This is a genomic window from Helicobacter bilis (assembly GCF_900198365.1).
Classification (GTDB): domain Bacteria; phylum Campylobacterota; class Campylobacteria; order Campylobacterales; family Helicobacteraceae; genus Helicobacter_A; species Helicobacter_A bilis_B.
Genome location: NZ_FZMS01000067.1, coordinates 1 through 19258 on the forward strand (window position 1 = coordinate 1; position 19258 = coordinate 19258).

17 protein-coding genes and 1 pseudogene are annotated in these 19258 nt (G+C 33.2%); 16 read left to right on the forward strand and 2 right to left on the reverse strand.

All coding sequences use genetic code 11. The annotated features are described in order from the left end of the window. The first annotated feature begins 766 nt into the window (after window positions 1–766). The 5 genes from C6H08_RS08600 to C6H08_RS08625 all read left to right on the forward strand — a co-directional run bounded on the left by C6H08_RS08600 (window position 767) and on the right by C6H08_RS08625 (window position 6524). Window positions 767–2374, forward strand: coding sequence for a tyrosine-type recombinase/integrase (locus tag C6H08_RS08600; RefSeq protein ID WP_104686169.1), 1608 nt, complete (start codon window positions 767–769; stop codon window positions 2372–2374). 1311 nt (window positions 2375–3685) lie between these two features. Beyond that, window positions 3686–4459 (forward strand): DUF5644 domain-containing protein, encoded by a 774-nt coding sequence (locus C6H08_RS08610; protein WP_034562743.1) that lies wholly within the window; start codon window positions 3686–3688, stop codon window positions 4457–4459. Window positions 4460–4471: 12 nt separating this feature from the next. Then, entirely contained in the window at window positions 4472–5383 is a 912-nt protein-coding gene (locus tag C6H08_RS08615; RefSeq protein ID WP_034562741.1) for an HdrB C-terminal domain-containing protein, read from the forward strand. 29 nt (window positions 5384–5412) lie between these two features. After that, a complete protein-coding gene (locus C6H08_RS08620) occupies window positions 5413–5721 on the forward strand; it encodes a hypothetical protein (RefSeq protein ID WP_005219943.1) in 309 nt (102 codons plus the stop codon). A gap of 23 nt (window positions 5722–5744) precedes the next feature. After that, on the forward strand, window positions 5745–6524 hold the full coding sequence (locus C6H08_RS08625; protein ID WP_034562738.1) for a TerB family tellurite resistance protein: 780 nt from the start codon (window positions 5745–5747) through the stop codon (window positions 6522–6524). A 122-nt stretch (window positions 6525–6646) separates the two neighbouring features. Here the strand turns inward: C6H08_RS08625 and C6H08_RS08630 are convergent, their stop codons facing one another. Both C6H08_RS08630 and C6H08_RS08635 read right to left on the reverse strand, forming a co-directional pair. Continuing rightward, window positions 6647–7849: an aspartate kinase gene (locus C6H08_RS08630; RefSeq protein WP_034562737.1), complete on the reverse strand. Its 1203-nt coding sequence runs from the start codon at window positions 7847–7849 to the stop codon at window positions 6647–6649. After that, window positions 7849–8328 carry an RNA pyrophosphohydrolase gene (locus tag C6H08_RS08635; protein ID WP_034562735.1) on the reverse strand — a complete coding sequence of 160 codons (480 nt, stop codon included), beginning with the start codon at window positions 8326–8328 and terminating at the stop codon, window positions 7849–7851. The genes C6H08_RS08630 and C6H08_RS08635 overlap by 1 nt, the downstream gene beginning before the upstream one ends. Before the next feature lie 278 nt (window positions 8329–8606). Between C6H08_RS08635 and C6H08_RS08640 the strand changes: the two genes are divergently transcribed. The 11 genes and pseudogenes from C6H08_RS08640 to C6H08_RS08690 all read left to right on the forward strand — a co-directional run. Beyond that, entirely contained in the window at window positions 8607–9815 is a 1209-nt protein-coding gene (locus C6H08_RS08640; RefSeq protein ID WP_034579479.1) for a lytic transglycosylase domain-containing protein, read from the forward strand. 226 nt (window positions 9816–10041) lie between these two features. Continuing rightward, window positions 10042–10641 (forward strand): annotated as a pseudogene (locus C6H08_RS12575) (septal ring lytic transglycosylase RlpA family protein); the annotation flags it as partial. A 1018-nt stretch (window positions 10642–11659) separates the two neighbouring features. Continuing rightward, window positions 11660–12325 (forward strand): guanylate kinase, encoded by a 666-nt coding sequence (gene gmk, locus C6H08_RS08650; RefSeq protein ID WP_233708545.1) that lies wholly within the window; start codon window positions 11660–11662, stop codon window positions 12323–12325. A gap of 41 nt (window positions 12326–12366) precedes the next feature. Next, window positions 12367–12639: a twin-arginine translocase TatA/TatE family subunit gene (gene tatA, locus C6H08_RS08655; RefSeq protein WP_005219711.1), complete on the forward strand. Its 273-nt coding sequence runs from the start codon at window positions 12367–12369 to the stop codon at window positions 12637–12639. 13 nt (window positions 12640–12652) lie between these two features. Further along, window positions 12653–14479 carry an arginine--tRNA ligase gene (gene argS, locus C6H08_RS08660; protein ID WP_233708546.1) on the forward strand — a complete coding sequence of 609 codons (1827 nt, stop codon included), beginning with the start codon at window positions 12653–12655 and terminating at the stop codon, window positions 14477–14479. 216 nt (window positions 14480–14695) lie between these two features. Next, complete coding sequence (locus C6H08_RS08665) at window positions 14696–15592, forward strand: hypothetical protein (protein WP_034562727.1); 897 nt, start codon at window positions 14696–14698, stop codon at window positions 15590–15592. 155 nt (window positions 15593–15747) lie between these two features. Next, on the forward strand, window positions 15748–16026 hold the full coding sequence (locus C6H08_RS08670) for an HP0495 family protein (protein ID WP_034562725.1): 279 nt from the start codon (window positions 15748–15750) through the stop codon (window positions 16024–16026). 12 nt (window positions 16027–16038) lie between these two features. Continuing rightward, complete coding sequence (locus C6H08_RS08675; RefSeq protein WP_034562722.1) at window positions 16039–16578, forward strand: hypothetical protein; 540 nt, start codon at window positions 16039–16041, stop codon at window positions 16576–16578. Between the two features lie 37 nt (window positions 16579–16615). Next, window positions 16616–17881 carry a divergent polysaccharide deacetylase family protein gene (locus C6H08_RS08680; RefSeq protein ID WP_034562720.1) on the forward strand — a complete coding sequence of 422 codons (1266 nt, stop codon included), beginning with the start codon at window positions 16616–16618 and terminating at the stop codon, window positions 17879–17881. A gap of 147 nt (window positions 17882–18028) precedes the next feature. Beyond that, a complete protein-coding gene (locus C6H08_RS08685; protein ID WP_034579475.1) occupies window positions 18029–18910 on the forward strand; it encodes an alpha-1,2-fucosyltransferase in 882 nt (293 codons plus the stop codon). Between the two features lie 9 nt (window positions 18911–18919). Beyond that, on the forward strand, window positions 18920–19258 hold a 339-nt coding region (locus C6H08_RS08690; protein ID WP_158656846.1), incomplete at its 3' end, for a GT-D fold domain-containing glycosyltransferase.

Here is a 19258-nt window from a genome sequence, read left to right on the forward strand (position 1 = left end):
AAGGATACACAAAAACATTACTACATATTAAAGTATGTTTTATGTGCTTAAAGGCATATAAAGCTACACAATAAAAGCTTATAAAATCCATTAAGTAGAGAATGCAAAAATTAAAGCGTGTTTGCTTATGTAATTTTAATTTGTATCAAAGTATTAATTAATTTGTAACGCTTTAAAAATGATTTTGTATCAAGTGTTACACATGGCTTGTATTTTGTATAAGTGCTTTTTGTATTTGTGAAAACACGCATAAGCATTAATATACATGCAAAGGCTTATAAAGTAATTGCAATGCAATACAAAACTATAAAGCATTAAGCAATACAAGATTATTAAATGTGTTTGTAAGTTATGTTTGATACTTTGAATAATTGAATTAAAAGGGATTTGTAAGCTTTAAAGGGGCATATAATGCGATTAACATGCATTTACATTATATGCTAAGTGTAGTTTATATGCGTTAAGCATGTAAGGATTATAACATAATTTAAAACATATAAGGCATTTAAAGTATATATGTATGCAATACTTGCTTTATATGTTACTTTTTATGTTATGTGTTTTTGCTAACCTCAACATTATGCAAAGGTTATTACATGATGAGATTACAAAGGTTTACATGTGCTTTTATGTTTGGCTCTTAGCAAACAATGCTAAACACGCATAAGCATTAACATACATGCAAAACATAATCCCTTACATGCAAACACTACTAAACATACTTTATAAAGTAGATAACAAACACTATTTTATAAGGAATGATTACATGCAATACACTACATTACACGATATAAAAAGGGTTATAACAAGCTTTGAAAATAGCATAAATAAGGCAAATAATAAAGCTAATGCTAATAACAAAGCAAATAATACAAGTAATGCAAGTAAAGATTTATTAGTAAGCGATAGCACTTGCAGGGGTTTATATCTTTACTTAAGACAAAACAAGCAAGGCATATCTAAGGCTTTTATATTCAAATATAAATCTAGCAATAGGATATATAAGCTTACAATCGGACAATATCCACATATAAGCCTTGATAAAGCAAGGGATATAACGACACAATATAACTCTATTTTACAAAGCTTAGAGTATAAAGAAAAAGGATTAAGCCTTAAAGACTACTTGCAATACATGCAAGATAAAGATAAAAATACAAAGCTTACTTTTAAGCATGTATTTACTGAATGGATAGAAAAACAAAGCATAAGGGAAACTACAAAAAAGCAATATATGGACCAATCAAAGCCACTTTTAAAAGTGTTTGGTAATAAGCTAATACAAGATATTACTAAAAATGATATTGTAGAGTTTCTTCAAGGCTATCAAGTAAGGGGGAAAATTGCTATATGTTACCAACTTTACAGAATGCTACGGCGTGTATTTGATTATTGCATTGCTTACGATTATATAGAGTATAGTGTATGTGATAGGATTAAATATAAGATAATATTTAAATTACCTATTGTAAAACATCATAAAGCAATACATGAAAAAGATTTAAAAGACTTTGTTATATATAGCAATAAAGCCTTATTTAATGATGTAGATATACATTCACATAATAATATAAGCAAAACTACACGCTATCTAACGCTAGATTATAGACTATTTGCAATTATGTATAAATTTAATATGTATATGCCCTTGAGAATACATAATATTATAAGCTTAGAATGGAGTGATATAGATTTTAAGAATAAAATGCTAGTGATACCTGCTTATAAAATGAAACTCAATAAAGAGTTTAAACTACCTTTAAGTAGTCAAGCACTTGAAATACTAGAATTTATATATAAACAAAGGCTAGACAAATATGTTTTTTCATGTGCTTTAAGTGATAAGGTAAGAATGCAAAGGGCCTTTTATAATGCTTTGAATGAGTATATACAATTACAAAAACAAGGTTTAATCACTGAAAACACACAAAGGAAACTAGCTAATAAGTATTTATTAAGTTATTCTAGCCTTAGAGACTTGATACATAAATATAAAAAAGACAACACTATAAAAGATAAATATAAAAAGTTTATTGACAATGCCTTACATAAACACACAAAATACAAAGCTTACACAAAGTTTTTAACGACACATAAGCTAAACACGCCACACAGAATCCGCTCTACATTCTCAACGATATTATATGATTTAACACCTAAGCATAAGCTAGACTTTAGCATTATTGAAATGTGCTTATCTCATAGTGTAGGAAATATGGTTATACAAAGTTATAACCATAGCGAGAGAATGCAAGAGAGGTTAGAATTAATGCAATTCTGGGCTGATTATATAGATAAATTAGCACATGAAAACACCTTGCAACAAGTAGCAAATAATAGTGATTTATATTTGTTTAATCCTAAAATAATGTAAGCGATATAAGCCATAAAGCAAGTAAATCGGGTTTTAAAGGCTATAAGCAAGGCAAGTAATACAAAAGGCAGGGTAAGCAATAACACTAAGCAAAGTTATAAAGCAAACAATAATAACATACTTGCTAATGCTTTGATTGATTATACAGCTTGTATTGATAGTGTGAGTAATATTTGCATAAAATATTGCAAGACAAGCATTTTATAAGTGTAAAGGCAAGTTAGATTTAATGACTGAGAATAGTTTATTTATGTATAATATGTGGGACACATTATTGCCTAAATAACATCAAAGCTAAAAATTAATAAAGGTAAAAGAAAATAATATTGATTAAAATGAAGAATAAGCTGGTAAACTTTTATAATATTGTTACTTATACGCTTTGCTTTGTCTTTTTAGACTTCTATAAGTGTTTGCAATAAAGTCCGATCATTAAAAAACTTTTACTTTATACTATTGGATTAGCATACAAAGCAAAAAAGCCTTATATGATGTGCTAATAGTATTAAAGCATATTGATACCTTTGTAAAGTCTAATAATACTTTACTTGATTATGCAGGTAAAGCCTTTTATAACAATATACAAAATTTGCTTAATACTAAAAGGCATGATAAATTAAGTAATAATATAGACAAGTTAGCAAAAATGATGTATTTAATGAAGTTTCAGGTACTGATAATGACTTACAAGACAATAACGCTATATTACAAGCTATAATGATTTAATACATGCAAATAATGAAGTATTAAGTAGTTTTGTACTAGTCTTTAATGTTTTTTGTATTGTGTGTAATTTTAAATTTGTATCAAAACTTTAATTAATTTGTAATTTTGTATCGCTTAGTTTGTAACACTTTGTAAAGTGAAAATGTAATATATAATCACTAATATAAAATTCATATAAAAAAGACTTGTATTTTAAGTTATAGTGTAAGGGTATTTTAAAAAGATAGGAAAGAAACAAAACTTTAAAACCTTATTCATACGACACAATCAAAACTGAAATCTTTAGAATATGTGTTATTTTACTTGTAACTTTTTGATTTAATCTTAATAAGGTTATATAAAGGGTTATACAAAATTGCAAAAGGACTTTTTGCTTAGTGTTTAGAGTATCGGTATTTGGGGCGTTTGGAGTTAAAAAAGTGTAATATTATTCGATTCATTCTATTTTAGTTTAAAAACTTTAAATGTTTTGCTTGAAAAAGATAAGAAATAAAGGTAAGATTCTACTTTTATCACTAAGCATTGTTTTGGTATTATAAATGGGTTTTATCAGCACACAACATAAGGGCAAGATAAAGGGATTATATGGGCAAACTATATTTAAGCATATTTTCATTTGATTCACGCATAGATTTTCAAAATGGCTTTGTAAGACAAGAAGTGCATTATAAGGCAAATGATACGCTAAAAGATATTTTTCAGGCAGTAGATTCTAAAAACTTTGGGTATCAAGAGTTTGGCATAGATTTGCAGTTTATACATTGCAGGATTAATGGTTATGCAGTGTTTGGGAATCTTGGGATAAAAGAGATTGTAGAAAAGCTTGGTTGTTATTTAGAGATTGAGCCCTTAAACAAGCGATATGCAAAGAAGGATTTATTGCTTGATTTGGACAAGGCGTTTGCACGATGTAGCGACTTTTTTTATGCAATGGATTTTATCGCACCAAGTGATAGAGAAGAATTAAAAAAATACCTACTTATAAACTTTATCGTGCCAACTTATGATGACTCATATTGTGGCGATGGCTTTTTATTGTATATTAAATGGCTGTGTTTGCGTTATCCATTGTATAAAGAGAAGTTATTGCGTTTTATTTCTTGCAGGGAGAGTGGCATTTTTTGGCATGTCAGCACTGCAAATTTTATGCTACCGCATAATAGGGCGATAGATACGCAGATAGAATCTTTGCAAAGTGCCTTGATTTCACCTACATGTAAGGATAAAGAATGGCTGGGGTTTGGATCTTACATTAACTCACAGTATCAATTTACATGTAAAAATCGCATAGCCGATTACAACGCCGCAGAGAATTTTACGCCATTTATTCAAAGCATTTTACATGCTAATACATATTAATAAAGGATCTTTATGTATCTCATATATGATTGCTTAAAAAATAGTCCGTTTAGCATTGCGACACAGCAGGTTTTAAAGCACTTAAATATACCTTATACAACGCTAGATGCTAATAAAAGCTTTAAGGCACATGGCGGATATTTTGGCAGAATAGGTGCATTAGAGCAGTTTATATTTGCAAATGTGTATAATATCGCCCTTGCTAGTCTTGAAGAGAAAAAGCTATTAGCCTTAGAAGAAGATTCTTATGCGAATCTTGTATTTACGCTTGATTTGTTGCGAAATAATCAGTCTTTAAGGGATTTTGTTGTAGCTGAATTGCAAAGTCAAAGCATTATCCTTGATATAGATATATTACAGAATCACATTGCCTATTTTCCAGCGATACTTGCTAACTATATGACAGAGATAGAGCAGTCTATAAAATATAGCTTTGGTAAAAATGAGAGAAATTTACCGCATATCTCACCAAATAATACCACAAAAGGCTTTAGCTCTTGTGCCTTTTATGGTAGCAGACATGCAGATTGTAATATGAAAGGTGAGTATAAGCATATAGAAAAGTTATGCAAGATTCTGGGTTTAACCTATCTTAGTAAGCCCTTTAGTCTGCAGTCTTTCACGCATTTAGCACATATTGATTCTGAAAGGGCGTATCAAAAAAGCGGGGATCTTTTGTATGAAGGGATTGATTTAGGGGTGGATTTCTTATGTGTATTTGCAGATTCTACCTTTGATATGTTTGATAATAAGCAGGATTTATGCACGAAATATTGCAAGAGAGATCCTATCAGTATAGCAAGTCTCAATATGGCACAGATATTGCTAGTTTGCTTTGGTAAGGCAGATGAAGCAGGGTTTGAAACACACAAAATAAATCCGGATTTTATGCAGCACAATAAGGCTTCCAAAAATGCTTCATAGCACTATTTATTGCGGAGATTTTTAAGAGTATGGCAGTCATTTTAAAGATTTTTTTTGCTTGTTTTGTCGGCATGGCATGGTATCATTTAAATGGACCGGAACAAGCGCCAATTGCTGGGATTTTAGCGGCTATGATATTACTTGCTTCATTTATCAAGCCAATTAGCTATCAAGATCCAAAAGAAAGAGATGAATATCGCCATAAGATTCAAGAGGCAAGGGAGAAAAAACGCATTCTAGCAGAAAAACAAAATGAAGAGAAAAAGCTACTCAAAAAACAAGCACTTGAAGCTGAAGAAATGCGTAAGCAAGAGTTAAAAAAGAAGTTAAAACTCTAGATATTTTCATATAAGGAAACCAAATGGAATTAGTATTATTTTTAATCGCCGCGGGGATTATATTCTACCTTTATAAGACCTTTCAAGGCTATCTTAGCAATCCAATCGTCCCAACAGATAGAGATATTTTGCAGCCGCAAAGACAGCAAGACTATGTAGAAGAGCGTCCAATACTTAGCCCAAAAGAAAAACTAAAACGCACAGAATATGGCATTATTGTGAGTATTTTAGGGCGATTAAGCTTTGCAGATGATAAGAGTTGTATGCTGGAAGAGCGGCTTGTAAGAGGCATTATCGATGATATGGCAAAAGATTCTGATCAGCCAAGTGAGTTGTATTTAGAAATCTATAAAGAATCTAGAAATGATGATATACAAGAGTTAGCAGAACTCTTTGCAAGCGAGACAATCGGGCAGTATAAAAAGAGAGTAAAAATAGTAGAATTTATGTTTGCATTAGCGTATGCTGATGGGAATTTCTCACAAGAGGAAGAGGATTCTATCATCAATGTTGCTGCGATTTTAGAGATCGACAACGCTGACTTTAATCATCTGTATGATAGCTTTAAAGCCTTGAATGAAGAATATGTGCCGCTTACAAAAGAAGAGGCAATGAAGCTTTTTGGGCTTAATGAGGGCTTCACAAAAGAAGAGCTAGATTCTAAATACAATGACTTTTTCAAACAAAAAAGGCAAAATGTAATTGATCCAAGAAATCTAGGCAAACCATATAATGAAAGCGGTGGACAGGATTTACGAAAGATTTCTGAAGCTTATGCAGTTTTGTTAAAAGAGGTGGATTGATTTTAGATCTAAAATGCACCCTTAACCCTGCACCCACCCATAAAGGTGTAGAATCCAAACTCTTTTAAAATACACAAGAAGTCTTGCACTCACTTATACAAGGTATAGAATCTAGGATTTTATCATTTATCAAGCTCATAAGCTGCATGGAGTGTTCTCACACTTAATTCCGCATATTTTAAGTCAATTAGCATTGAGATTTTAATCTCACTTGTGCTAATCATGCGGATATTGATATTATCATTTGCCATTGCTTCAAATGCCTTTGCCGCTACACCGCTATGGCTTTTCATACCAACGCCTACGATTGATACAATGGCTACTTCATGGTCATAGTCGATTAAATCTGCATTGACTTTAAAGGCTTCAAGTGTCAATTTTGCTTTATCAAGCTCATTTTTTGGCACTGTGAAATCAAGATTAGTTTTACTATCTCTGCCGATTGTTTGGACTATCATATCTACATTTACATTTGCTGAAGCAAGCTTACTAAAAAGCTCTGCGGCAATGCCGGGCTTATCTTTAATGCCGATTAAACTTACTCGTGCTTGATTCTTATCTAGTGCTATGCCGCTAACAATAGGTTTTTCCATAATGTTTTCCTCCGTTGTAATAAGTGTGCCTTTATCATCGCTAAAACTACTTTTTGCATAGAGTGGGACACTCCACTTTTTTGCAAGCTCTACTGAACGATTAAGCAAGACTTTCGCTCCCATACTGGCAAGCTCTAGCATTTCATCATAGCTTATTTTCTCAATCTTTTTTGCTTTCTCTTCTATGCGTGGGTCTGTCGTATAGATTCCATCTACATCGCTATAAATCTCGCATAAATCTGCATGTAATGCACCTGCAAGGGCTACGGCGGATAAATCGCTACCACCACGACCAAGTGTAGTAATCTCGCCTTTATCACTTAAGCCTTGAAAGCCCGTTACAACTACGATATATCCATCTTGTAAGTGCTGCTTAATATTTGCGGTATTAATATCTTTAATGCGTGCTTTTGTGTGATTAGAATCTGTTATGATTCCAGCTTGTCTGCCATTAAATGCGATTGATTTATATCCCATAGCATTTAAGGCAATGCTAAGTAAAGCCGCACTGATTTGCTCACCACTGCTTAAAGCCATATCCAAATCTCTCTCATTTGGTATCGGGCTAAAAGATTTACCATAGCCTAGTATCTCATCTGTTACACCACTCATAGCAGACACGACTACAACAAGATTATTGCCTTCTGCGCTTTTGCTTACGCGGTTTGCTACATTTTGTATCCGCTCTGTGCTGCCCATGCTTGTGCCGCCATATTTTTGAACTATTAGCATTAAATATAACCTTCCTTTTTAAAGTAGTCTAGCACTTGCGTATAAATATGCTTTTTAAACTTTGTAACCTTTTGCAGTAATGAAGCTAAATCCATAAACGCATATTGTGAAAACTCTGGCTCTTGTGTCTGCAAATTAATTTCTGCAAAAGGCTTCAATTTTACAAGAAAATATTTTTGCTTCTGTCCTGCATAGGGCTTCATTTTTTCTATAACCATAGGTGGAAAGTCATAAGTTAGCCATGTGGGATATTCTGCTAATATTTCTATATCATCTGTGCCTATCTCTTCTTTTAGCTCTCTAAATAACGCATCTCTTGGACTTTCACCCAAATCTATGCCACCTTGTGGAAATTGCCATACATTTTTTAAATCACTTCTTTCAGCAACGAAAAATTCACAAATGCGTGGATACTGCGATGACACAACGATAGCGGCGACATTTAGTCTGTATTGTTTATTTGTATCGGCCCTATCCATTCTAGCTTTTCCCTTTTCTATATAAAAATCATGCAATATTTAATATTAAAAATGTGAATCTAAGTATCAATTCCGCTTAAAATCAAATCATTATGTATCAAAAATCCCTATAATGATAGCATTTTCAAAACAAATATTGGTAATTATTAGCATACATGTTGTAGAATTTCGCTTTATTTTTTGAAAATGAAATCTCTAAGGAATTATTTTTGCATTGACTTTACACTCTCAAAGTATTAATTTACACTCTAAACTAAACATTTAAAGGAATATATGTGATGAAAAAGTTTATTCTTGCTTGTAGTATTTCCATTTCTACAATGCAGGTTTTTACAGCACAAATGTTTGCAGATACTCTTAGTAGCATTGACTTTTTAGAATATAGTATGCACACACCAAATACAAATAAGTATTTTAATCGCTTTGATACGACTACAATCAATGCTTTTAATATACCTATTGAATACATTGCGACTTTAGAATCTGAAGGGCGACTAATCGATGTAGATACAACAAAGTGGAAATATCTTACGCGTCAGTTTGATAATGGCTATGAGTTTATCCCTATCTTGCGTAAAATGTTAGCTGATGCAGATGTGCCACAGGAGTTTTTATTTCTTGCTATGGCAGAATCTGAGTTTAAATCACAAGCCCTAAGCTCCAAAAAAGCCGCTGGTATATGGCAGCTTATGCCAGCCACAGCAAAAGAGCTAGGACTAATCATAGATGAATATATAGATGAAAGGCAAGATCCTATAAAAAGCACGCAAGCAGCTATTAAATACTTACAATATCTTCATAAAGCAACAGGCAAATGGTATCTTGCTGCAATGGCATATAATTGCGGTTTAGGGCGATTAAATCGCGCGATAAGAGAAGCAGAAAGCGATAGTATAGAAGTGTTACTTGATGAAGAAAAGCAATATCTACCACTTGAAACACGCAATTATTTGCGTAAAATTATGTCTATGTCTCTTACATTCTCAAACGCACATGAGTTAAAACAAGCTGATAAAGAATATATGCTTAATCGCGGAGCGGGTGATTCTCTTGTGATTGTAAATGTAAAAGCTGGAAATTCACTTGCAAATATCGCAAAGGGTGCAAATATGAAAGTTGATGATTTATGGTATTATAATCGCCATTTTAAATATGATTTTGTGCCATTTTCACAAAAGGAATATCAAGTATATTTGCCTTATGAAAAATTAAGCTATTTTAAACAGCATTTTAAAAATGCACTTGATACGCGACCGCGTTTTACAACATATAAGGTGAAAAAAGGCGATAATCTCTCAAGTATTGCAAGGAAACATAATACAAGTGTTGATAGAATAAGACAATTAAATGGATTAAAATCAAATGCACTCATGGTAAATCAAACGCTAAAACTTCCCGCACTAAACACACAACAAAGCATTCAAAAGGGAAGCACAACAGCAGTAAATATCAAGCAGATGAAAACCAAAAAAATCACTAGGAGCTAAATTGCATTTTTTACACAAACATATTTGTATAGCAACGACATTAGGCGGTATTATTTTGTTTAACGCATGTGCCCCAGAGAGTAAGTATAATGGTGGCAATGGTGCATTGCGTAGTTATGAATCAATGGATGCTTATGGCAATAACACCATTAAATATAGGCAAGACTACACACAGCCTACACAATCAAGCTTTAGTAGCACCCTTGTAGCAAATGATAGAGACAATATTAGACAAACACCGCAAAATAATAGAGCCACACAGCAGCACACTACAAGCAAAAAGGGCACAAAATCCACACAAACAAATCAAGCAAATACATATTATGAACCACCAGTAAAGGGCGATGGTAGTTTTACACCTACACAATCGCTTTTAGGTGGAATGCGAGATAGTGAAGCAATACAAAGGGCTACTATGCGTCCCTACACCGTGCGGGGTAAGACTTACCACCCACACCCTGTAAAAGTCGGCGATACATTTGATGGTATAGCAAGTTGGTATGGACCAGATTTTCACGCTAAGGCTACTTCAAATGGCGAAACCTACAACATGCACGCACACACCGCAGCCCACAAAACTTTCCCTATGAATACAATCGTTAAAGTCTATAATAAAGACAATGGCAAAACCACTGTGGTAAGGATAAATGATAGGGGACCATTTGTTGAAGGACGCATTATTGACTTATCAAATGTCGCAGCACATGATATTGCTATGGTTGGCAAAGGTATTGCAAATGTGCGAGTTGAGGTAGTAGGCTTTGGTGGAGATTTAGTCCATAATACACCACCAAAAGATTCCAAACCGCAAACAACGCCCAAACAGACCACACAACAACAAGTAAAACATACAGAATCTAGCCCACAGCCACCAAAAGAACAATACACTGCACCACAGCAGCAAAATACAATCTTAAAGCCAAGACAAAATACGCAAGTAACACATACAGAATCTATACCGCAAGAACCAACAACGCACGCAAAATCTACAAGCACAAACCAAACAAGCAATACCACACAAACCCATAGTAACACCGAAAGCACAGATACTTACACTATGCCTACACAAGATTCTAAAACACAAAGCATAAACTCACAAAATACACCACAAACAGAATCTAGTAATACAAATCAAACAAGCAATGTAGCAAATAGTCCAAAAGTAGAAAACAAAGAAATAGATTCCACACCCTTTGAAATCAGTGAAGAAGAATTACCAGAATTTGAAGATACAACACAAAGTAAAACTAAAGAAGCAAAACATGAAACAAAGCCACAACCAACAAAAGATGAAACCCTAGATTCTGCTTTTGTCGGCATTACCCCAAAACATATTGATAATACAGAATCTATAAAAGACATAGATGAAGCTATGCAAAGGCTAAAAGATTCCACAGAGAATCTTGCTAAAAAAGCACAAAATGAGATAAAAAACCAAGCAAAAGAAGACACACAAAGCACACAGCAAACACCACAGACTAAAATAGATTCTAAAGTGGAAAATACAGAATCTAAAAAGCCTAGCCATGCAGATTCTAAACAAATAGATTCTAATAACACTGCGACAAGTGATACTAAGCCAAGCGACACGAAAGCAAGTAATGTTAAAGCAGATGATACTAAGACAAATAATATTAATAAAGGTAATTTTATGATTTCACTCAATGTTTTTAGTGATGAAAATAGAGCTAAATCATTCAAAGATGATAATCAAAGCATAGTAAAAGACACGAATTATTCAATCGATATTGTGCCAACTGATAAGGGCTATCGTGTCGCTTTGCGTGGATTTAAAACCTATGATGAAGCAAAAGCCTTTATCGCAAAGCATGATATAAAAGGCTATGTTGCCCAAGAGAGTAAATAAGATTCTAAAACAAATAAAAAGGATTCTAGTGAATAATGCTTATTACAATATGCTAATCATGTCTGGACCATCTGGGGCTGGAAAAAGCACATTAACAAAGGTTTTGCAGACAGAAATACCAAACTTCTATTTCTCTATATCCACTACCACAAGGAAGCCAAGGGAAAATGAGATACACGGCAGAGAGTATTATTTCAGCACAAAGGAGGCCTTTAAAGAAGGTATTAGTAAGGGTGAGTTTTTAGAGTATGAAGAGGTGCATGATAACTTTTATGGCACAAGCATAAAGCCGATAGAAAAAGCCATACAAGAAGACAAATTTATTCTCTTTGATGTCGATGTAAGGGGGTATAATAGCATTAAAAAATACTATCCACTTGCAAAATCTGTATTTATCACGCCCAAAAATCTACATGTTTTAAAAGATAGGCTTTGCAAAAGGGGGACTGATAGCGATGAAGTGATACAAAAACGACTTTTTAATGCGAAAGAAGAGTTAAAATACGCAAATACTTTTGACTATTTGCTAATTAATGATAATATGAGAAATTCTAAAAAGGCTATTTTACATATCGCAAAAAGTCTTATGTTTGCAAACCATGAGACAAAGATACAAGCCTTATTAGCACAATATGCTTTATAGCTAAAGCAATAGTAAAAGGTTGAAGACATAAAGGAGAAATAATGGGAAGCATGAGTATATGGCATTGGCTTGTAGTATTACTTGTAATTGTTTTATTATTTGGTGCAAAGAAGATTCCAGAACTAGCAAAAGGGCTTGGTAGTGGTATCAAAACCTTTAAAAAAGAAATGGAAGACGATGATGACAAAAAGGTAGAACAAACTAGTAGCGAAGCTAAACCGCAGCAAAAGAGTGAAAAAAAGCCAGAAGTTATAGAAGCCCAAGTTATAGAATCTAGTCCAACTATCCAGCAAAAGCAAACCGAGAAAATATAAACGGAAAGCTATAATGTATTACAAAGTAAAAGAATTTCTAACAGAAGCTACGAAAGCCTATCTATCATCAATAGGTCGCACAGATATCGTAGTCCAGCAAGGCACAAACAACGCCTTAAATCAAAAGAAAATTTCATCAAAGCATAATGCAAATATCAGTCAAGATTCCATAATAGAATCTAAAACAGAATCCAAGAAAGATTCCAGCAGCTCACAAGAAAAAATAAATCTAATCATCGCATTAGAACACCCAAAAGATAAACGACACGGACACTTTGCAACACCGCTTTGCTTTACACTCACAAAGATTTTACGCACAAATCCAAAAGTATTAGCACAGAGTTTGCAAGACTTTTTCATACAATATGACTTAGATTCTAATAGCACTAAACCTTTTAAGAAAATGTTTTCATCTATAGAGGCTCTAAATGGCTATTTAAATCTCACTCTCACGCATAGTTTCCTTACATATATGTTAGAAGTAGCATTACAATCACCAAAAGACTTTGCAAAAGGTGAGTGCAAAAACACAAAGATTCTACTTGAATATGTAAGTGCGAATCCAACAGGACCACTTCACATAGGACATGCACGCGGGGCGATCTTTGGGAGTGTGCTGCAACGCATAGGAAAGCGACTAGGCTATGATATAAAGGGTGAATATTATATCAATGATGCAGGTAGTCAAATTGATATGTTGGCCTTATCTGTCTATAATAGTGCGGCAAAGATTCTAAACTTAGAATCTCTTAGTGGTGAAGTGTATAAGGGAGAATATATTGATTCTGTCGCACAAGATGCGATTAAGCATTTTGGAGAGAGTTTTTTCCGCACAACAGATTCACAAAAAACAGATATTTTACAAAAGATAGGACTATACGCAAAAGACATGATGCTAGAAGTAATTAAAGAGAATCTAGCTTCTTTATCCATTGACTTTGATTATTTTGTGAGTGAAAAAGAGTTATACACAAGATTTGATGACACGATGAAAACCCTAGAAGCACATAATGCCCTTTTACACCAAAATGGTGCAATATGGCTGCAATCAACACTCAAGGGCGATGAAAAAGACAGGGTTTTAGTCCGCGATAATGGTATGCCAACCTACATGGCAGGGGATATAATCTATCATAAAGACAAGTTTGATAGAGATTATAATCACTACATTAACATTTGGGGTGCTGACCATCATGGCTATATAGTACGCATTAAGGCAAGTATTGATTTTTTAGGATTTGATTCTAACAATCTAGAAGTATTACTCGCACAAATGGTAAGCCTTTTAAAAGATGGGCAACCTTATAAAATGAGTAAAAGAGCGGGAAATTTCATTCTCATACAAGATGTGGTAAATGATATTGGCGCAGATAGCTTAAAGTTTGTATTTTTGAGTAAGAGCCTTGATACGCATTTGGAGTTTGATGTGCAGGATTTAAGTAAAGAAGATTCTTCAAATCCCGTGTTTTATATCAATTATGCAAATGCTAGAATCCATACTTTACTAGAAAAATCCAACCTATCACTTGAAGACATAAACAAAACAGACTTAAGCACTTTATTAGATAGTAATGATTCCTTAGGGCAAGATAGCATGCAGCTAATACTACAAAGTTTAGGGCTTTTTTATGTGCTAAATCAAAGTTATGAAGAGAGGGCATTGCAAAAACTATGCGAATACCTAAAGAATCTCGCAAAATCTTTTCACACATTCTACAACGCACATAGAATCTTACAAACCCAGCATGAAGCAGGGATTCTAAAAATATTCTTACTTGTATCCCTAAGCCTTACAACAGGCTTTAATATGCTAGGCATTAATATTAAGACTAAGATGTAAGAAGCAATCATGTTTTGCTATATTTTATAGCATATATCTTATCCGCAATGTTGCGATATACTTTTTTTGTTAAAGCGTGTATCATAACTACACGCTTTGTGTGCTGTGTGCTTGTGGCAATAGACTATAAAAACCAAAATATTACCCCCTTTATATCTTAAAAATCACGATTTTTGGTTATACTTTAGATTCCAAATGATAATAGGCGAGGAATATATGAAAAAGGTTAGTGTTAATATCTTTGCTTTCTTAATGGCATTGCTTTTAATCGCTTGTGCCGGGCAGTCTAGCGTAGATAAAGACGATGATAAAGAAGGTGTAGCAGAAGAAATTGCCGCTTTACATGCAGAGATGAATAAACTACATGGTAAAACTTCAGGCTATTATGCGAATGTTGCCATAGCAGACGAAGAGTATGATAAGGCTTATGGTCTTCATTACAAAGAGTGCAAACTTGGCTCAGTCATTGAATGCTTAAATGCCTATTATATTGGGGAAGAAAGGGCATTAAGTAACTATGATAGTGCGGAGTTTGCAGAAGATCTTACAAAAAGCATTGTAAAGAATGGAAAAGCGTGTAAAAAAGGTGAGAGTTTGGGCTGTGTGAATCTCTTTTTTGCATTTGAAGCCTTAGATGATAACAACGAGTTTTTAAAGCAAATTATCGCACCATCTCTAAAACATTATAATGATGAAATGATCGTAGATAAAGCATTAAACCTTACAAAAAAAGAGTGTGAGAGAGATGATGCGACCTCATGCTTTTTTCATGCGCGCATGTTGCGTATAATAGACCATTATGCTGATGTTGATTATTTTGTAACAAAGGGACTTGATTTGGGCTATGCTATTGCGCCCTTTGTAAGACTTCCTATGCAATCACCTCAAACCATCGATTATTTTAAACGCTCTTGTGCGTTAAATGAAGCCATGTCATGTCGCTATGTTGCATACTGGTTTGATAAATATGAAAATAATAAAAACTTAGCAAAAAGCTTCTATCAAAAGTCATGCAAGCTAGGCTTACAAGTAGCTTGTGATGAAATGGGTAAAACTTCTAAAGCCACGCAACAAGCAGATGAAGTTGGTGCTCCAGTTATTAAACGCAGATAATTACTAGAAAATAGATTCTATATAAATGAATGCGGATTTATACCGCTATATTAGGGAATCTAGATTCTATAAGCAAAGATTAATCTAGTATAACAGAATCTTTATAAGTTAGCAAAAGATTAGCTTTATAAGCCAAATATTACAAAAGGAAGAATATGAATCATCAACATAGCCCAATAAATATTGACATAAAACCACAGATTGATTATCCATGTATATGGCGTTATCGTGTGATAGGTTTTAGTAAAGAAATTGTGCTAGAAGCGATTGAAAAAGTCTTTATGGGTAAGGCAGATATTGCCCCTGTGGAGCATATCTCAAGTCATGGTAAATATGTCGCGCTTAATTGCTCGATTGAAGTAAAAGATGATAGTGAGAGGCTTGCGTATTTTGATGGTTTGACAAAGCAGCATGACATTATTATGGTGATTTAGTTTAGGATTTATATGATTGCAAAGATTTTAGCTGGGTTTTATCTACTTCTTGTTGGGGTTTGCATAGGTGGCATTGTTGTTGCAAATATTTCAGAATCTATTATTATGAGTATAGATATAGTGTTTAGGAATAATGATTTTAGCACCACGCTTATCACAAAATATGATCAAGGCATTATTCTCGCACCCATACTTTTGCAGGTTGGATATATGCTTGTTTTTGCAGCTATTTTTATGCTATTGTATGAAACGATGAGCTATAGATTTCAAAAAAGCACCTTTTTTGTATGGGCTTGTAATGTGCTAAATGCTATCCTTATGTTTTTATTTGGCTTGTTTTATGCACCAAACATTGCAAAGATCTTCAATGAAGAGCCAAAAGTTATGGCAAGTCCAGATTCAGAATCTTTTTTAAATCAAAGTGAGCTTATACTAAAATTATTGCTTGCCACTTTACTCATTGCCTTTTTTGCACGCATTATTCTTATGCATAAAAGGGGTGTAACCGAGTTAAGACCAACCAAACAAAAAGATGATAAAAAACCACAATAGCTATAACCATGTATCACAGCCCAATAAGTCTTAATCCATGAACGATACACAATCACATAAGAAAAAATCTATTATTATATACCTTGTTTTTATTATCACAGCCCTTATACTCAGTGTCTTTTCATGGTATTACATTGAAAAAGATTCTAAAAACAAAGATATTAATCCTTTGTCTCTAGACTCGCAAACTATGCAACACTTACAAATAAACGAAGCCCTACCCATACATATCCAAACACATATAGAATCTACAACAGCAAACAAAAACCCTAAAGATTCAAAACAGCTAGATTCAGCAAGCTTTAATAATGAGAGTAATCATATATCAGCACAAATAGATTCTAATAATTGCCATAATGCAAAATCCACTTTTTGCCACGACTTGCAAAGCCAAGCATCTAGCATAGAAACTAAGCAAAATTTAGATTCTAATAATTGTCATTTTGAGTATAGCAAAAATTCTAACACAGATTCTAAAAGTAATATGTTGCCTAGCAACAACAAAGATCTTGCCCACCCTTGCAGAAATGATAAGTCTCCAAACTCCATAAAAAATAGCGACAAAACAACCACAACATACACCAAAAATCCACAAAGATTCTACAAAAAGCCAAAGGTTGTAATAATCATTGATGACCTAGCAAACAAAAAAGATATAAAAAACTTTCAATCGTTACATTTAAAGCTAACGCTATCGCTTTTTCCAAAGCAATTTTTCAGCAAAAATAACCCAGATATTGCAAAAACACTTGAATTTTACATGATACATTTGCCACTTGAAGCACATAATTTTGAGCAACAAGGCGTTATAAATTTACGCATAGGCGATAGCCTCCAAACAATAGAATCTCACATCGCACAAATTAAAAAAGATTTTCCAAAATTAGCCTATATTAATAATCATACAGGCAGCCGCTACACAGAAAGCAGGGAAGATATGCAGAAATTATTGCAAGTCCTTGCTAGACATAAAATTAGCTTTGTAGATTCTCTAACGACTTCAAAAAGTGTTGCTGGAAAACTTTTAAAAGAACAACATAAAATCCATATCGCACGCAATGTGTTTTTAGATAACCAAGCAAATGTTGCCTCCATTGCTAAACAACTGAATACAGCATTAAAAATCGCAGATAAACAAGGCTATGTCATCGCGATAGGACACCCAAAGCAAGCAACCTATCAAGTATTAAAAGAATACAAAGAAATATTATTAAATGATTATGAAATGCTTTATATAAACGAGCTTGACTTGTTACTACAAAAACACAATATAAGCGATACAAAAACGCCATTGCTAGAGTGATGATAATCTAAGAATGACTTACTATTTTGCACCTTTCTTATACTTTTGCATAAATTTTTATGTTATGATAATACCACAATTTCAAATACACGGCATTGCAATACTATTTGGTTTAAAAGTTGTCAATATACAAAATTAGAGGTATTAATGGGTGATTATAAGATTGTAGAGCTTACCTGTGGATTAGGCAATCAAATGTTTCAATACGCCTTTGCAAAAGCATTGCAAAAACACCTACAAGTGCCAGTTTTGCTTGATAAAACTTGGTATGATACACAAGATAATTCCACACAACTTAGCTTAGATATTTTTAATGTTGATTTAGAGTATGCCACAAACACACAGATAGAAAAGGCAAAAGCTAGAGTTTCGAAGCTACCCGGTCTTTTAAGAAAGATGTTTGGTTTGAAAAAACATAATATTGCATATAGTCAATCTTTTGATTTTCATGATGAGTATCTTTTGCCAAATGATTTTACATATTTCAGTGGATTTTTTCAAAACGCAAAATATTTAAAGGGACTTGAGCAAGAATTAAAAAGTATTTTTTATTATGATTCTAATAACTTTAGTAATTTTGGTAAGCAACGATTGGAGTTAATATTACAGGCAAAAAATAGCATTTTTATCCATATTCGCAGAGGCGATTATTGCAAAATAGGTTGGGAACTCGGTATGGACTATTACAAAAGAGCAATACAATATATTATGGATCGTGTGGAAGAACCAAAATTTTTTATATTTGGTGCAACCGATATGTCATTTACTGAGCAATTTCAAAAAAATCTTGGATTAAATGAAAGCAATTCGGTAAATCTTAGTGAAAAAACAATTACTCAAGACAATCAGCATGAAGACATGTTTCTCATGCGTTATTGCAAACATGCTATACTGGCGAATAGTTCTTATAGCTTTTGGAGTGCATACTTAAATAATGACGCAAATAATATCGTCATAGCCCCAACTCCATGGCTTTTAGACAATGACAATATTGTTTGTGATGATTGGATAAAAATTTCTTCAAAATAAAGGATAATAATGAAATACTCATTAAAACGATTTTTACAAAATATCATTTATCTTGCAAGGTATAATTTAAAGGATATCAATAATAATTCTTTGGTATATATGAAACATAGGATTAATTTTGCAGCTAAACTTCGAAATGAGATAAAAAATGACTTTGATATATTGAAACCACCGCGAGTAAAAAGTGCTGCTGACACCATGAAAGAATTGGTAAATACGAATAAAAGTATTATTCGTTTTGGGGATGGTGAGTATATTATCATGGGGGGGGGGGGCATTCTTTTCAAAGAATACAATAAAGAATTAGCGGATAAGTTATCAGAGATTTTTTTATCTGATTATGATCTT

Bases quoted from the DNA above. Each gene is read 5' to 3' on its own strand.
- C6H08_RS08625 (WP_034562738.1), top strand. From the start codon at position 5,745: ATGGAATTAGTATTATTTTTAATCGCCGCGGGGATTATATTCTACCTT.
- C6H08_RS08615 (WP_034562741.1), top strand. From the start codon at position 4,472: ATGTATCTCATATATGATTGCTTAAAAAATAGTCCGTTTAGCATTGCG.
- C6H08_RS08685 (WP_034579475.1), top strand. From the start codon at position 18,029: ATGGGTGATTATAAGATTGTAGAGCTTACCTGTGGATTAGGCAATCAA.
- C6H08_RS08600 (WP_104686169.1), top strand. From the start codon at position 767: ATGCAATACACTACATTACACGATATAAAAAGGGTTATAACAAGCTTT.
- C6H08_RS08620 (WP_005219943.1), top strand. From the start codon at position 5,413: ATGGCAGTCATTTTAAAGATTTTTTTTGCTTGTTTTGTCGGCATGGCA.
- C6H08_RS08630 (WP_034562737.1), bottom strand. From the start codon at position 7,849: ATGCTAATAGTTCAAAAATATGGCGGCACAAGCATGGGCAGCACAGAG.
- C6H08_RS08670 (WP_034562725.1), top strand. From the start codon at position 15,748: ATGAATCATCAACATAGCCCAATAAATATTGACATAAAACCACAGATT.
- C6H08_RS08675 (WP_034562722.1), top strand. From the start codon at position 16,039: ATGATTGCAAAGATTTTAGCTGGGTTTTATCTACTTCTTGTTGGGGTT.
- C6H08_RS08610 (WP_034562743.1), top strand. From the start codon at position 3,686: ATGGGCAAACTATATTTAAGCATATTTTCATTTGATTCACGCATAGAT.
- gmk (WP_233708545.1), top strand. From the start codon at position 11,660: ATGTTGCCCAAGAGAGTAAATAAGATTCTAAAACAAATAAAAAGGATT.
- C6H08_RS08680 (WP_034562720.1), top strand. From the start codon at position 16,616: ATGAACGATACACAATCACATAAGAAAAAATCTATTATTATATACCTT.
- C6H08_RS08640 (WP_034579479.1), top strand. From the start codon at position 8,607: ATGAAAAAGTTTATTCTTGCTTGTAGTATTTCCATTTCTACAATGCAG.
- C6H08_RS08635 (WP_034562735.1), bottom strand. From the start codon at position 8,328: ATGGATAGGGCCGATACAAATAAACAATACAGACTAAATGTCGCCGCT.
- tatA (WP_005219711.1), top strand. From the start codon at position 12,367: ATGGGAAGCATGAGTATATGGCATTGGCTTGTAGTATTACTTGTAATT.
- C6H08_RS08665 (WP_034562727.1), top strand. From the start codon at position 14,696: ATGAAAAAGGTTAGTGTTAATATCTTTGCTTTCTTAATGGCATTGCTT.
- argS (WP_233708546.1), top strand. From the start codon at position 12,653: ATGTATTACAAAGTAAAAGAATTTCTAACAGAAGCTACGAAAGCCTAT.